Annotated in this window: 8 protein-coding genes and 2 pseudogenes; 5 read left to right on the top strand and 5 right to left on the bottom strand. The window is 60.3% G+C overall.

Features of this window, described 5'->3' with window-relative positions:
- Positions 1-7: 7 nt before the first annotated feature.
- Together JBO08_RS28545 and JBO08_RS28540 are read right to left on the bottom strand one after the other, a co-directional pair.
- Positions 8-607: pseudogene (locus tag JBO08_RS28545) on the bottom strand (methyl-accepting chemotaxis protein); the annotation flags it as partial.
- Between the two features lie 303 nt (positions 608-910).
- Positions 911-1,567: pseudogene (locus JBO08_RS28540) on the bottom strand (MCP four helix bundle domain-containing protein); the annotation flags it as partial.
- A 342-nt stretch (positions 1,568-1,909) separates the two neighbouring features.
- Between JBO08_RS28540 and JBO08_RS20045 the strand changes: the two are divergent.
- Positions 1,910-2,140 carry a hypothetical protein gene (locus JBO08_RS20045; protein WP_049710369.1) on the top strand — a complete coding sequence of 77 codons (231 nt, stop codon included), beginning with the start codon at positions 1,910-1,912 and terminating at the stop codon, positions 2,138-2,140.
- The gene (locus tag JBO08_RS20040; RefSeq protein ID WP_065875281.1) at positions 2,137-2,430 is read left to right on the top strand and encodes a cell division protein ZapA; all 294 of its coding nucleotides are present in this window, start codon (positions 2,137-2,139) and stop codon (positions 2,428-2,430) included. Before JBO08_RS20045 ends, JBO08_RS20040 begins: the two co-directional genes overlap by 4 nt.
- Here JBO08_RS20040 and JBO08_RS20035 read toward each other — a convergent pair.
- Entirely contained in the window at positions 2,427-4,229 is a 1,803-nt protein-coding gene (locus tag JBO08_RS20035; RefSeq protein WP_065889136.1) for an acyl-CoA dehydrogenase, read from the bottom strand. The two genes, JBO08_RS20040 and JBO08_RS20035, sit on opposite strands and share 4 nt — an antisense overlap.
- Before the next feature lie 214 nt (positions 4,230-4,443).
- Positions 4,444-8,397, bottom strand: a complete 3,954-nt coding sequence (gene putA / locus JBO08_RS20030; protein ID WP_065875279.1) for a trifunctional transcriptional regulator/proline dehydrogenase/L-glutamate gamma-semialdehyde dehydrogenase — start codon at positions 8,395-8,397, stop codon at positions 4,444-4,446.
- Positions 8,398-8,860: 463 nt separating this feature from the next.
- On the opposite strand from putA, the gene putP reads away from it, so the two are divergent.
- From putP to JBO08_RS20015, 3 genes are all read left to right on the top strand, one after another.
- Positions 8,861-10,345, top strand: a complete 1,485-nt coding sequence (gene putP / locus JBO08_RS20025; protein ID WP_065875278.1) for a sodium/proline symporter PutP — start codon at positions 8,861-8,863, stop codon at positions 10,343-10,345.
- Between the two features lie 203 nt (positions 10,346-10,548).
- Positions 10,549-12,525: a type VI secretion system tip protein VgrG gene (locus JBO08_RS20020; protein WP_065945560.1), complete on the top strand. Its 1,977-nt coding sequence runs from the start codon at positions 10,549-10,551 to the stop codon at positions 12,523-12,525.
- A gap of 27 nt (positions 12,526-12,552) precedes the next feature.
- Positions 12,553-13,236 carry a DUF4123 domain-containing protein gene (locus JBO08_RS20015; RefSeq protein ID WP_065889133.1) on the top strand — a complete coding sequence of 228 codons (684 nt, stop codon included), beginning with the start codon at positions 12,553-12,555 and terminating at the stop codon, positions 13,234-13,236.
- On the opposite strand, the gene JBO08_RS20010 is transcribed toward JBO08_RS20015, so the two are convergent.
- Positions 13,222-14,499: an O-acetylhomoserine aminocarboxypropyltransferase/cysteine synthase family protein gene (locus tag JBO08_RS20010; RefSeq protein WP_065875275.1), complete on the bottom strand. Its 1,278-nt coding sequence runs from the start codon at positions 14,497-14,499 to the stop codon at positions 13,222-13,224. The two genes, JBO08_RS20015 and JBO08_RS20010, sit on opposite strands and share 15 nt — an antisense overlap.
- Positions 14,500-14,617: the final 118 nt, after the last annotated feature.

Below are 14,617 nucleotides of genomic sequence, written 5' to 3'. Positions count from 1 at the left end.
TCTTATTTCAGAGACGGAACCGCCCCACCATCCCGTTCAAATCCACCGCCAACCGTGACAGCTCACTGCTCGCCGCACTGGTCTGGCTGGCGCCGGTCGCTGATTGCACCGACAGGTCGCGGATGTTCACCAGGTTGCGGTCCACTTCACGCGCCACTTGCGCCTGTTCTTCCGCCGCGCTGGCGATCACCAGGTTGCGTTCGTTGATCTCGATGATCGCGGTATTGATGGTATCCAGCGACATCCCCGCGCCTTTGGCGATGTTCAGCGTCGACTCAGCGCGTTCGGTGCTGTTGCGCATCGAATCCACCGCATGCTCTGTACCCGCCTGGATACTTCCGATCATCCGCTCGATTTCGCTGGTCGACTGCTGGGTACGATGGGCGAGTGCGCGTACTTCGTCGGCAACCACCGCAAAGCCTCGTCCGGCTTCACCGGCGCGCGCCGCTTCAATCGCGGCGTTAAGGGCCAGCAGGTTGGTCTGGTCGGCCAGGCCGCGAATCACGTCGAGCACCTTGCCGATATCGCGCGACTCATTGGCCAGGTCGCCGATCAGCGTGGCGGTGGCCTGTACGTCGCCGCTCATGCGTTCGATGGCACTGACGGTTTCCTGCACCAAGTCACGGCCATCACCGGCGGAGGTGGTGGCGTTGCGCGAAGCTTCGGAGGTGCTCACCGCATTGCGTGCGACTTCTTCGACAGCGCTGGTCATCTCATTCACCGCAGTGGCGGCTTGTTCGATTTCGTTGTTTTGCTGGGTCAGGCCACGGGCGCTTTCGTCGGTGACCGCGTTCAGCTCTTCGGCAGCTGACGCGAGCTGGGTAGCGGAACCGGCGATGCGTTGCAGGGTGTCGCGCAGCTTGTCCTGCATCTTGGCCATGGCGGCCAGCAGGCGCCCGGCTTCGTCGTTGCCGTCGACTTTGATCGGGCGAGTCAGGTTGCCTTCGGCCACTTCTTCCGCCGCTTCCAGTGCCTGGGAAATGGGCAGGGTGATGCTGCGGGTCAGCAGCCAGGCGAACAGGAGGGTCAGCAGCGTGGCGATCACCAAGAGGCTCACCACCATGTTGAAGGCCATTGTGTATTGGTCTTCCGCCTCCTTGTTAGTCGCCAGGGCCATCTTGTTATTGATGTCCAGCAGGCGCGTGAGCACGGCGTTGACCTGTTCGGAGTTGCTCAGCAATTCGTTATTGAGCAGGCTGCGCAGCTCTTCCACCTGATTGGCCCGCGACAGGCTCTTCATGCGTTCTTCAATCTGATGGTACTGGCCAAGCAAGCGCACGTAGTCGTCGTAGGCCGTACGCTCTTCGCTGCTCTCGATCAGTTTTTCGTAGATGCCCTGGGCCGTGCGAATCTGCTGATTACGCACTTCAAAGGCTTCCAGCGTCTTTTGCTGAACCTCCGGCTCACGGTTAGTCAGCAAGCGGTACGACAGCACCCGTAGGCGCAACGTCAGTTGGGTGAACTCATCGAGGGCGCGAATGCTCGGCACGCTGGCCAGGGTGATGTCTTCGGTAGCGGCTCGTATCTTGCTCATCTGGTTCAGGGCGAACACGCCAAGAAACAACATCAACGCGCCGATAAACGCGAAGCCGAGGAAGGCCCTCGGAGCGATATTCATATTACGAAGCGACATGGGGGAATCCTGGGGGAGAGCGCGATCCGTGCGGCCATGAGACGGTGTGTCCCTCTCTATCGGTCGTACGACTAAAGTCTAAAGGGGCGTGTGCGTTTTTGTCGCACCTGACGAGGGGCTTGGTCGATTCAGGAACCAGATCGGGTAAATGCAGTCACTAAGGCTCGAAAGTGCGGCCCGGCCCTTAAAAATCGGGCTGCGCGCCAGGGATAACCCTGGCATCCGAGGTGAATTTTCTTTATCGTCACCGCCCTTTGAAAAGCCAGAGAAATCAAAATGTTAGAAGCATCCCTCAGCCAATTGGAACAACTCGTCAGCGACTTGGTACAACAAAATCAGGATCTGCTGGGCACCAACGAATCCCTCAAGGCGGAATTGGCCCGCGCCAAGGATGAGAACGACAGCCTACAACTGAACCTGATGGAGCAGGAAGAAAAGCACGGCGCTACCGCCGCCCGTATCCAGGCGCTGGTTGAGCGTGTGAGCGCAGGGCCTGTCAGCGCATGAGTGAAGGGATAAAGGTCGTTTCGATTCTCGGAGAGGATTACTCGATCAAGGCACCGGCCGGGGAAGACAAAACCCTGATGCACGCCGTGACCCTGCTCAAGGCGTCCCTTGCCACCACCAAGAAAAAGTACCCGACCCTGATCGGTGACAAATTACTGGTGCTGGCGGCGCTGAACCTGTGCGCCGAGCAGATCGAAATGCAGCAGGCTCACCAGCAGGAACTCGACCGTTACCAAGAGCAAGTCAGCGCCACGGTCGATGTGATTGCCAAGGCGATCGGAACGCCTTAGAACCACTCATCCTGCATGCCGAGGCACGTGTCATCGCGTGCCTCCAGAATTGCCAGTTCATGATGGCAGCTCGGTACTTCCCAGGTCAGGAAGTACCGGGCGGCCTGGAGCTTGCCTTTATAAAAGGCCACATCCGCCGCATTGCCCCTGGCCAATCCTTCTTCGGCGCGAATCGCCTGCTCCAGCCAGCGCCAGCCAATCACCGTATGCCCGAACACCTTCAAGTACAGCGCCGAATTTGCCAGGCTGCTGTTGACCTTGCCTTGGGCGAGATCCGTCAGCAGGCCGATGGTGACGCTTTGCAGGCGGTTGACCAACTGTTCCAGCGGTTCCCTTAGTGCGGTCAGGCTTGGGTATTCCTGCGCCCGTGCACCGGTTTCGGCAATCAGTCGTATGAGTTGCTTCAACCCCGCGCCGCCGTTCTGCGCGAGCTTGCGCCCCAGCAAATCCAGGGACTGGATGCCGTGGGTGCCTTCGTGGATCGGGTTCAGGCGGTTGTCGCGGTAGTACTGTTCCACCGGGTACTCGCGGGTGTAGCCATGGCCGCCGAGAATCTGGATTGCCAGTTCGTTGGCCTTGAGGCAGAACTCCGAAGGCCAGGATTTGACGATGGGCGTGAGCAGGTCCAGCAGTTCGTGGGCGTGCTTGCGCTCGGCTTCGGTTTCCAGGGTGGTGGTGTCGTCGAACAGTCGTGCAGCGTAGAGGCCAAGGTCGAAGGCGCCTTCCACGTAGGATTTTTGGGTCAGCAGCATGCGCTTTATATCCGCGTGCTGAATGATCGAGACCGGCGCCGTTGTGGGGTCTTTGCTGTCGGGCAGGCGACCTTGTGGGCGTTCGCGGGCGTATTCCAGCGAGTAGAGGTAGCCGGCATAACCGAGCATCACCGCACCCATGCCGACGCCGATGCGTGCCTCGTTCATCATCTGGAACATGCAGCTCAGGCCCTGGTGCGGTTTACCTACCAGATAGCCGACGCAACTACCGTTATCGCCGAAGTTGAGCGCGGTGGACGTCGTCCCGCGCCAGCCCATCTTGTGGAACAGCCCCGCCAGCAGCACGTCGTTGCGCTCGCCCAGGCTGCCATCGTCGTTGACCAGGAACTTGGGCACGATAAACAGCGAAATGCCCTTCACCCCGGCGGGCGCATTCGGCAGCTTGGCCAGCACCATGTGCACGATGTTTTCCGACAGCGGGTGATCGCCACCGGAGATGAAAATCTTGTTGCCCTTGAGCCGGTAAGTGCCGTCCGCCGCAGGTTCTGCGCGCGTACGAATATCCGACAGCGAAGAGCCCGCATGGGGTTCGGTCAGGGCCATGGTGCCGAAGAAGCGGCCGTCGATCATCGGTTGCAGGAAGCGTTGTTTCTGATCATCGGTGCCGAAACTTTCGATCAGGTTGGCGGCGCCCATGGTCAGGAACGGATAGGAAGTGGACGCCGCGTTCGCTGACTGGAAATGCGCAAAACACGCTTGAGAGAGCAGGGTGGGCAGTTGCATGCCGCCCGCTTCGAAGCTTCGGGCTGCGTTGAGAAACCCGGCTTCAAGGAAGGCATCCACCGCCGGTTTGACTTCCGGAATCAGGATGGCTGCACCGTTCTCGTAGCGCGGTTCGTTCTCGTCGTTCTTGCGGTTGTGAGGGGCGAAATACTTTTCGGCGATGTTGCGCGCGGTACTGATGGCCGCATCGAAGGTTTCGCGGTTGTGCTCGGCAAACCGCTCGCGCTGGGTCAGGCCCTCGGCATCGAGGACTTCGTACAGCTCGAAAGCCAGATTGCGGGAACTGAGCAGCGTCTCGGACATGGCGGCTTACCTTTGGAGGAATTGGCCTGAGTCTAAGTGCGCGAATGGAGGCTGGATAGCAAGATTGATCTGGGTGATGGAGGGGCAAAACAACAGCGCAAGGCGTGCACAGTCCATGTGGGAGCTGGCTTGCCTGCGATGGCATCGCTACGGTCTGTCAGTAGCACCGCGTCGCTTGCATCGCAGGCAAGCCAGCTCCCACAGGGGGAAGGGTTTAGCCGATGGTCATCAAACTGGCGTTACCGCCCGCTGCAGCAGTGTTGACACTCAGCGCACGCTCAATCACCAAACGCTCCAGCGCAATCGCCGTTTCGCCTTGCGACAAACCATGCACCCCAACAATCGCGCCACCACGCTGGGCCACTTGCTGGCACACCGCACGCAGCTGGTCGGAATCACCGTGATGCAGAACCGCGTCAAACACCACTTCATCCTTGGTCCAGTCGGCCACGCGCTTGATCTTCGCCTGAATTTCTTTAGGCAGGCGTGAGAACAACGCCTTGGTCAGCTCGGTTTCCGGCCATACCGCCGAACCGCCCACCGCCAATACCGCCGCCAGTTGAGTCAACAAATCGCCTTCCACGTCCGCCAGGCACAGTACGTGCTCGCGGGGCAGGATGGCGTAGCTGTTGCGCTCGCCGGTCGGCCCGGCCAGTTGGCGGGTGATACCGCTTTGCGATTGCGCGGCGAACTGGCTGCACAAGGCACTCAGTTCGCTGAACTTATTGCTGTCGGCCCAGGTTTTCAGGGCGGTCAGCGGCTGGCTCATGGCGTCGCGCAGGCGCACGTCCGGTGCAGCCAATGCGTCGCCACGTACGAAGGATTGCTCGATGGCATCCGTAGGACGCATTGACAGCAGGCGGTACAGGTACAGTGGGCCGCCGGCTTTCGGGCCAGTGCCCGACAGGCCTTCGCCGCCGAAGGGTTGCACGCCGACCACAGCGCCAACGATGTTGCGGTTCACATAGACGTTACCGGCATTGACGTTGTCGATCACCTTGGCGATGGTCTCGTCGATACGCGTGTGCACGCCCAGGGTCAGGCCATAGCCGGAAGCGTTGATCTGGCCGATGAGCTGGTCGATCTCTTTGCGCTTGTAACGCACCACGTGCAGTACCGGGCCGAAGATCTCGCGTTGCAGCTCGTCGAAGCTTTCCAGCTCGATCAGGGTTGGCATCACGAAGGTGCCGCGCTTGATTTCTTCGCCGTCGGCAATCGCCACTTGGTAAACGTTGCGGCCTTTGTCGCGCATGGCCTGGATGTGTTTCTCGATGCCGGCCTTGGCTTCGGCGTCGATCACCGGGCCGATGTCGACGGACAGACGTTCCGGGTTACCCAAGCGGCATTCCGCCATGGCGCCCTTGAGCATTTCGATCACACGGTCTGCCGAATCTTCCTGCAGGCACAGCACGCGCAGGGCCGAGCAACGTTGGCCGGCGCTGTCGAAGGCCGAAGACACCACGTCGATGACCACTTGTTCGGTCAGCGCCGAGGAGTCGACGATCATCGCGTTCTGGCCGCCAGTTTCGGCGATCAGCGGGATCGGACGGCCCTGGGCATCCAGGCGACCGGCGACATTGCGTTGCAGCAGGCGCGCCACTTCAGTGGAGCCAGTGAACATCACGCCTTTGACGCGATCATCACCGACCAGGCGCGCACCCACGCTCTCCCCCTGACCCGGCAGCAATTGCAGCACGCCTTCCGGAATACCGGCTTCGAGCAGGATGCGCACGGCTTGGGCGGCCACCAGCGGCGTTTGCTCGGCAGGCTTGGCCAGTACCGGGTTACCGGCGGCCAAGGCCGCGGCGACTTGGCCGCTGAAAATCGCCAGCGGGAAGTTCCACGGGCTGATGCACACCACCGGGCCCAGTGGGCGGTGGGCGTCATTGGTGAAATCGTTGCGCGCCTGCACGGCGTAGTAACGCAGGAAGTCCACGGCCTCGCGTACTTCGGCGATGGCGTTGGCGAAGGTCTTGCCGGCTTCGCGAGCCAGCAGGCCCATCAGCGGTTGGATCTCGCCTTCCATCAGGTCGGCGGCGCGTTCCAGGATCGCGGCGCGTTCGGCGGGCGGGGTGGCCTGCCAGATCGGACCCGCGTTGATGGCGCACTGGATAGCGTTGTCGACGTCTTCGACAGTGGCTTCCTGCACATGGCCGACCACATCACGCAGGTCGGAAGGGTTCAGTACCGGTGCCGCTGCTTCATTGCTGGAAGCGCAACCGAGCATCGGCACCGCTTTCCAGTTGTTGTGAGCGGTGGCCAGCAGGGCGCAGGACAAGGAGGCCAGGCGATGTTCGTTGGCCAGGTCGATACCGGCCGAGTTGGCGCGGTCGCTGCCATACAGGTCACGCGGCAAAGGGATGCGCGGGTGCGGCAGGCCGAAGCCGCCTTCCAGCGTAGCCATTTGCTCGATGCTGGCCACTGGATCGGCCACCAGCTCCTGAATCGAGATGGACTGGTCGGCGATACGGTTGACGAACGAGGTGTTCGCGCCGTTTTCCAGCAGGCGACGTACCAGGTAAGCCAGCAATGTTTCGTGGGTGCCGACTGGTGCGTACACGCGGCACGGACGGTTCAGCTTGCCTTCGGATACTTTGCCTACAACCTGCTCGTACAGCGGTTCGCCCATGCCGTGCAGGCATTGGAACTCGTACTGGCCGGGGTAATAGTTCTGACCGGCGATATGGTAGATGGCCGACAGCGTGTGGGCGTTGTGCGTGGCGAACTGCGGGTAGATGACTTCCGGCACCGACAGCAGCTTGCGTGCGCAGGCAATGTAGGAAACGTCGGTGTAAACCTTGCGGGTGTACACCGGGTAGCCTTCCAGGCCTTCAACCTGGGCGCGCTTGATCTCGCTGTCCCAGTACGCGCCTTTTACCAGTCGGATCATCAGGCGATGGCGGCTGCGGCGTGCCAGGTCGATGACGTAGTCGATCACATACGGGCAACGCTTCTGGTAGGCCTGGATCACGAAACCGATGCCGTTCCAGCCGGTCAGTTGCGGCTCGAAGCACAGGCGCTCCAGCAGATCCAGCGACAGCTCCAGGCGGTCGGCCTCTTCGGCGTCGATGTTCAAACCGATGTCGTATTGCTTGGCCAGCAGCGTCAGGGACAGCAGGCGCGGGTACAGCTCATCCATCACGCGTTCGTACTGCGCACGGCTGTAACGCGGGTGCAGTGCCGACAGCTTGATGGAGATGCCCGGGCCTTCATAAATCCCACGGCCGTGGGAGGCTTTGCCGATTGAGTGAATGGCTTGTTCGTACGAGGCCAGGTACTTCTGCGCATCGTGTTCAGTCAGCGCGGCCTCACCGAGCATGTCGTAGGAATAGCGGAAACCCTTGGCTTCGAACTTGCTCGCGTTAGCCAGGGCTTCGGCGATGGTTTCGCCGGTGACGAACTGCTCGCCCATCAGGCGCATGGCCATGTCGACGCCCTTACGGATCATCGGCTCGCCGCTTTTGCCGATGATGCGGCTCAAGGACGAGGTCAACCCTGCTTCGTTATGCGTGGCGACCAGTTTGCCGGTCAGCAACAGGCCCCAGGTGGCGGCGTTGACGAACAGCGATGGGCTGTTGCCCAAGTGCGGGTGCCAGTTGCCGGTGCTGATCTTGTCGCGGATCAATGCGTCACGGGTGCCTTTGTCCGGGATACGCAGCAGCGCTTCGGCCAGGCACATCAGCGCCACGCCTTCTTGGGAAGACAGGGAGAATTCCTGCAGCAGGCCCTGAACAATCCCGGCACGGCCGCCGGCACTTTTCTGGTTACGCAGTTTTTCGGCGATCGAGGCGGCGAGCTTGTTGGTGGCTTCGGCCATCGAGGCCGGCAGGCGAGCCTGCTCGATCAGCATCGGCACCACTTCCGGCTCAGGGCGGCGGTAAGCGGCGGTGATCGAGGCGCGCAGTACGGACTGCGGCAGGATGCTCTCGGCGAACTCAAGGAAGCACTGGTGGGCGTGGTCGTTCTGGACCTCGCCTGCGTCGTCTGCCTCCTTGCTGCTCAAGCCATTGAGTTCAGTCAGGGTTGCACCACCCTCCAGTTTCTCCAGGTAATTGAAAATCGCCTGCTTGATCAGCCAGTGCGGCGTGCGATCAATGGAGGTCGCGGCAGCCTTGAGGCGCTCGCGGGTTGGGTCGTCAAGTTTGACCCCAAGGGTGGTCGTAGCCATTTTCTTATCCTCATGGGTGCCACTACCGAGTGGCATCAGCTGGCGGCAAGATTAGCTTTGCGCATGCATAGGTGCAACCGGGTGCAACCCTTTTTATGCATGAAATTTTCGCACGGGTACCTGAAATAAAATGGACCTCAACGGAATCGGCTCTGCCTTGGTGCGTTTGCTTCTGAGTTCGGCTGTTCTTGCTCCGAAAAGTAGCAAAAAAACGGGGTGTTTTGCACTTTTCACATCAAGGTGCAACTTATTCTCACGAAACTGGTTGCACCTTATTTGCTTTGTTGAATAGCATTCGCGGCCAAGGTGCAACCACTCCCGCGAGTCGGTTCATCGGCTGACGGCTTTCCTGGGGAAACGTCAGTCATAAATGCGCGGCACGCAGCTACGTCTAACCTACTTGCAGTGGGTGGCCGTCTGACAGACCGTCGCTACATAAAAACAAAGCCAGGGCGTCACTCCTATGAGCGTTAGTAATCCAACCCTGATCACGTTCGTGATCTATATCGCAGCAATGGTGCTGATCGGCTTCATGGCCTATCGATCCACCAATAACCTTTCCGATTACATCCTGGGCGGCCGTAGCCTTGGTAGCGTAGTGACTGCCTTGTCGGCCGGCGCCTCAGATATGAGCGGCTGGTTGTTGATGGGCCTGCCGGGCGCGATCTACATGTCCGGCCTGTCGGAAAGCTGGATCGCTATCGGCCTGATCGTCGGTGCCTACCTCAACTGGCTGTTCGTCGCCGGTCGCCTGCGGGTCCAGACCGAGCACAACGGTGACGCCCTGACCCTGCCGGATTACTTCTCCAGCCGTTTCGAAGATAAAAGCGGCCTGCTGCGGATCATCTCCGCCGTGGTGATCCTGGTGTTCTTCACCATTTACTGCGCCTCCGGCATCGTAGCCGGTGCTCGCCTGTTCGAAAGCACCTTCGGCATGTCCTACGAGACCGCGCTGTGGGCCGGTGCTGCAGCGACCATTGCCTACACCTTCGTCGGTGGTTTCCTGGCAGTGAGCTGGACCGATACCGTACAAGCCACGCTGATGATCTTCGCGCTGATCCTGACGCCGATTATCGTGCTGCTGGCTACCGGTGGTGTTGACACCACCTTCCTAGCCATCGAAGCCAAGGACCCGACCAACTTCGATATGCTGAAAAACACCACCTTTATCGGCGTCATCTCGCTGATGGGTTGGGGCCTGGGTTACTTCGGCCAGCCGCATATCCTCGCGCGTTTCATGGCGGCGGACTCGGTGAAGTCGATTGCCAAGGCGCGTCGCATCTCCATGGCCTGGATGATCCTGTGCCTGGGTGGCACTGTGGCTGTGGGCTTCTTTGGTATCGCCTACTTCTCGGCGCATCCGGAAGTGGCCGGCGCAGTGACTGAAAACCCTGAGCGCGTGTTTATCGAGCTGGCAAAAATCCTGTTCAACCCATGGGTTGCCGGTGTTTTGCTGTCGGCCATTCTCGCTGCCGTCATGAGCACGCTGAGCTGCCAGTTGCTGGTGTGCTCCAGCGCCCTGACCGAAGACTTCTACAAAACCTTCCTACGCAAAAACGCCTCCCAGCTCGAGCTGGTGTGGGTAGGTCGCCTGATGGTGCTGCTGGTTGCCCTGATTGCCATCGCCATGGCCGCCAACCCGGAAAACCGCGTACTGGGCCTGGTGAGCTATGCATGGGCCGGTTTCGGCGCCGCGTTCGGTCCTGTGGTGCTGATTTCGGTCATCTGGAAAGGCATGACCCGCGACGGCGCACTGGCTGGCATCCTGGTCGGCGCGATCACCGTGATCGTGTGGAAACACTTTGAGTTGCTGGGCCTGTACGAAATCATCCCAGGCTTCATCTTCGCCAGCCTCGCGATCTATTTCGTGAGCAAGATGGGCGCACCGACTGCTGGTATGGTCGAGCGCTTTGACGCGGCGGAAAAAGACTACAACCTCAATAAGTAATTCGCCGGGTGTGAAGCACCCTACGAACTGAAAAAAGGCCCGCGTCCTACCGATGGCGGGCCTTTTTTTGTGTGTGGTTTACGTGGGACTGAAGAAAGTTCTGGCGCGTGCGTGTAGGGTTTTACTGATTTGTTTGGGGTGTGCTCAGCAAGGTGAAACGGTGGTGCAGAATCTGCCACCTATCCCTTGCAGAGAAACACCGGATGTTCGCTCCTGCCAATCAAAGTGCCTTCACCCTGACCCTCGATGGGGAGCCCAGTGAACTCAAGGTGTTCGAGTTCAGGGGTGTTGAGTCCATCAGCCAACCCTACTGTTTTGAACTCGAACTGGTCGCCGAGCAACCCGATCTCGACCTGGAAAGCCTGCTGCATCACCCGGTGTATCTCGGTTTTGATGATCGGGGCCATGGTGTTCATGGTCTGGTTCACCGAGTGGCGCAAGGTGATTCAGGACGCCGACTGACGCGTTATCAAATGACGCTTGTACCGCAGCTGGCCTATCTGGCGCACAGCAGTCACCAGCGTATTTTCCAGCACAAGACCGTACCGCAGATTGTTGCGCAGGTGCTGGAGGGGCAGGGGATCCAGAGCGACCGCTTCGAGTTCCGGCTCAGCGGCACCTACCCCGAGCGCGAGTATTGCGTGCAGTTTGGCGAAACTGATCTGGCCTTCATTCAGCGGCTTTGTGCCGAGTTGGGCATTCACTATCACTTCCAGCATTCCGCCGAGGGGCATTTGCTGGTATTCGGCGATGACCAGACGGTGTTTGCCCAAGCGGATCAGCCTACTCCTTACACTCCCGGTTCAGGGATGGTCGCGGACACCCCGGCGATCAAGCGGTTTACGGTGCAGGTGCAGACCCGCGCCACGGCAATCAACCTGCGCGACTATGACTTTCGCAAACCCAGCCTGGCGCTGGAAAGCGCGGTGTCTGGCGAGCAGTTACCCAAGCTAGAAGCGCAGGATTATCCCGGCCACTTCAGCGACCGAGCCCATGGCAAATACCTCGCACAGCGTGGCCTGGAGCGTCATCGCAGCGACTATCGTGTCGCCTGTGGCAGTGGTGATGAACCTGCGCTGGTCAGCGGGCGGTTCCTCAGGCTGGCCGGTCACCCGCGCGAAGACTGGAACGCCTTGTGGCTGGTGACGAAAGTAACCCATGAGGGCAAGCAACCCCAGGTACTGGAAGAGCTTGTAACCAAGGTGTCGGGCGGGGATTTTCGCCAGGGCTATCGCAACGAATTCGCCGCCGCCCCGTGGGATGTGATTTTCCGGCCGCCAATGCCAGAGCAGCCTCGCCCGAGCATTGCTGGCTATCAAAACGCAACGGTGACCGGCCCCGTCGACAGTGAAATTCATTGTGATGAATACGGCCGGGTCAAGGTGCAGTTGGCGTGGGATCGTGCCGCCGAGCATAACGACCATTCCAGTTGCTGGCTGCGGGTTGCCAGCGCCTGGGCGCATGATCGTTATGGCTCGGTCGTGATCCCGCGAGTCGGGATGGAAGTGCTGGTGGGCTTCGTCAATGGTGATATGGATATGCCGCTGGTGGTGGGCTGCTTGGCTAACGCGGCAACCCAGGTGCCCCTCGACTTGCCGGCGGACAAGACCCGCAGCATTTTCCGCAGCCAAAGCAGCCCAGGCGGGGGTGGCTACAACGAGCTACGCATTGAAGATCGCAAGGGGGCCGAGGAAATCTACCTGCGTGCCCAGCGTGATTGGACGCAGCATGTGCTGCATGACCATCGGGTGAAGGTGGGCGGTGAGTCGCACCATGAACTGCAGGGCGAAGAGCAGTGCATAACCCATGGCAACCGCTTGACCGACCTCAAGCAAGACGACCATCTGGTGGTTGGCGGCTCGCAGCAGGTGCGCGCCGGGCAGACCATCCAGATCGGTGCAGGGCAAAGCGTTGTCATCGATGCAGGCGCGACCGTCACGATTCAGGCCGGAGGGCAGTCGATCACGCTGTCTGCGGGCGGCATTTTCAGCAGCGTACCGATTCAGCTCGGCGGCTCGGCTGTTCCGACGTCCGCGCCGTTGATTCCTGGCGTGAAAGAGAAGTTGCTGGCCGTGATTCCTGCACCGCTGAGCCGCGTACAGATCGCGAGTCTGAAGCGCAGCGCGCCGTTTTGCGAAGAGTGTGAGCGTTGTAAAAACGGCCAGTGTGATCTCACCTGACCTCCACCTTAAAAGGACTTTACGTCGATGCATCAACCCTTGCTTGCTGGTGAACAACTCTTCGCGGTATTGGGCGCTGCCAGCGACGCCAAGCCTTTGGAGGCTTGGCGGGCGCTTGCCGTCGGCGCCCCACTGCAACCCGTTTGGGCCGGCACCGCCTATGCGACATGGGAAGAGGTAATGCCCTACTTGGGTATCGTCGAACCGGGCAGCCCTTTCCTCGATTGGGCCGCCTCCACTGACGCAACGGATTGGGGGTGGCTGGCCATATCGTCGAGCCCGTTGGAAAGGGTGGTGGCACATCTGCAAGGCTTGACCAAGGTGTACCTGCCCGATGGCCAGGAGGTGTTTTTGCGTTTATGGGATGGCGATCAGATGCTACCGATCCTCCAGCAAGTAGGGGGGGAGGTGTTGCCGGTATTCCAGCGTTACCTGATCAATGGCCAGTCGCTGACCGTTGCGACTGGCCCGGTCACGGCGGCTAAAGCCAGCCCGTGGTGGCGGGTGCCTGCACCGTTATTGGAGCACCTGGCCGGGCAATCGCCGCAAACCCTTATCGGCAACTTGCTGCAGTGGCTGGAAGAGCAGCGCCCCGACCTCTACACCGCTTTCCCGCCGACGACCTTGCAGCACAAGGTCGCCTACTTCTCGCGCGGTCCGGATGTCAGCCATCAGGCGCTGGCCGACTATCTTGCCTCAGAGCTGAGTTGACCCCAGTGCCTGCTGCAGATCTTCGATCAGGTCTTCAATCGCCTCGATACCGACTGACAGGCGAATCATCTCCGGCTTCACGCCGGCCTTGGCTTGTTCCTGCTCGTTCATCTGCCGATGGGTGGTAGAGGCGGGGTGACAGGCCAGGGATTTGGCATCGCCGATGTTTACCAATCGCTTGAAGATCTGCAGCGCGTCGTAGAAGCGCACACCGGCCTCGTAACCACCCTTTAGGCCAAACGACAGGATCGCCGACGGTTTACCCTGCATGTATTTCTGCGCCAATACGTGATGTGGATGGTCTGGCAGGCCGGCGTAGCTGACCCACTCGACATCCGCGTGGTCTTGCAGGAATTGCGCAACTTTCAGGGCGTTTTCGGTATGGCGCTCCATGCGCAGGGCCAGGGTTTCCAGGCCCTGTAACAGCAGGAAAGCATTCATCGGTGCCAGCGCCGCGCCGGTGTTGCGCAGCGGCACGGTGCGAGCGCGGGCGATAAAGGCGGCGGGGCCGAATTTTTCCGTGTATACCACGCCGTGATAGGCCGGCTCGGGGGTGTTGAGGCCGGGGAATTTTTCTGGGTAGTCGGTCCAGGGGAAGGTGCCACTGTCGACGATCACACCGCCCAGGGAATTGCCGTGGCCACCGATATACTTGGTCACCGAGTGCACCACGATATCGGCGCCGAACTGGATCGGCTTGCACAGGATCGGCGTGGCGACGGTGTTATCCACCATCAGCGGCACGCCACGGGCGCGGGCCACCTTGGCCAAGGCTTCCAGGTCGACGATATTGCCGGCTGGGTTGCCGATGCTTTCGCAGTACACCAGCTTGGTGTTGTCGTCGATCAGCGCGGCGATGGCTTCTGCAGAGTCATCCCGGGCGAAACGTACATCGACGCCGAAGCTCGGCAGCAAGTGCGCGAACAAGGTGTAGGTGCCGCCGTAGAGTTGCGGGGTGGTGACGATATTGTCGCCGGCACGGGTGAGGGTCTGGATCGCATAATGGATCGCCGCGCTGCCGGCCGACACCGCCAGGGCGGCAATACCCCCTTCAAGGGCGGCAATGCGCTGCTCCAGCACATCGTTGGTGGGGTTCATGATCCGTGTGTAGATATTGCCGGGTACGTCCAGGTTGAACAGGTCGGCGCCGTGCTGGGCGTTATCGAATTCGAAAGCGACATTCTGATAGATCGGCACGGCGACGGCCTTGGTAGTCGGATCGGACTTGAAGCCGTGATGCAGCGCGATGGTGGCGTCTTTCATGATTGTTATTGACCTCCCTGGATAGTGGATGGCCACAATAAATCTGCTCCAGTGCTGACATTTAGATTTTTTTCAACCAGCTTCCTGTCTTTACGATATAAGCACCGCCCGGCACGCC

It is taken from the genome of Pseudomonas sp. LAP_36 (assembly GCF_019456785.1).
Lineage (GTDB): Bacteria > Pseudomonadota > Gammaproteobacteria > Pseudomonadales > Pseudomonadaceae > Aquipseudomonas > Aquipseudomonas tritici.
Note: the sequence above shows the minus strand (reverse complement) of the source record. Positions and strands in the feature narration are given on the sequence as shown.

Bases quoted from the DNA above. Each gene is read 5' to 3' on its own strand.
- putA (WP_065875279.1), bottom strand. From the start codon at position 8,397: ATGGCTACGACCACCCTTGGGGTCAAACTTGACGACCCAACCCGCGAG.
- JBO08_RS20010 (WP_065875275.1), bottom strand. From the start codon at position 14,499: ATGAAAGACGCCACCATCGCGCTGCATCACGGCTTCAAGTCCGATCCG.
- putP (WP_065875278.1), top strand. From the start codon at position 8,861: ATGAGCGTTAGTAATCCAACCCTGATCACGTTCGTGATCTATATCGCA.
- JBO08_RS20045 (WP_049710369.1), top strand. From the start codon at position 1,910: ATGTTAGAAGCATCCCTCAGCCAATTGGAACAACTCGTCAGCGACTTG.
- JBO08_RS20020 (WP_065945560.1), top strand. From the start codon at position 10,549: ATGTTCGCTCCTGCCAATCAAAGTGCCTTCACCCTGACCCTCGATGGG.
- JBO08_RS20040 (WP_065875281.1), top strand. From the start codon at position 2,137: ATGAGTGAAGGGATAAAGGTCGTTTCGATTCTCGGAGAGGATTACTCG.
- JBO08_RS20035 (WP_065889136.1), bottom strand. From the start codon at position 4,229: ATGTCCGAGACGCTGCTCAGTTCCCGCAATCTGGCTTTCGAGCTGTAC.
- JBO08_RS20015 (WP_065889133.1), top strand. From the start codon at position 12,553: ATGCATCAACCCTTGCTTGCTGGTGAACAACTCTTCGCGGTATTGGGC.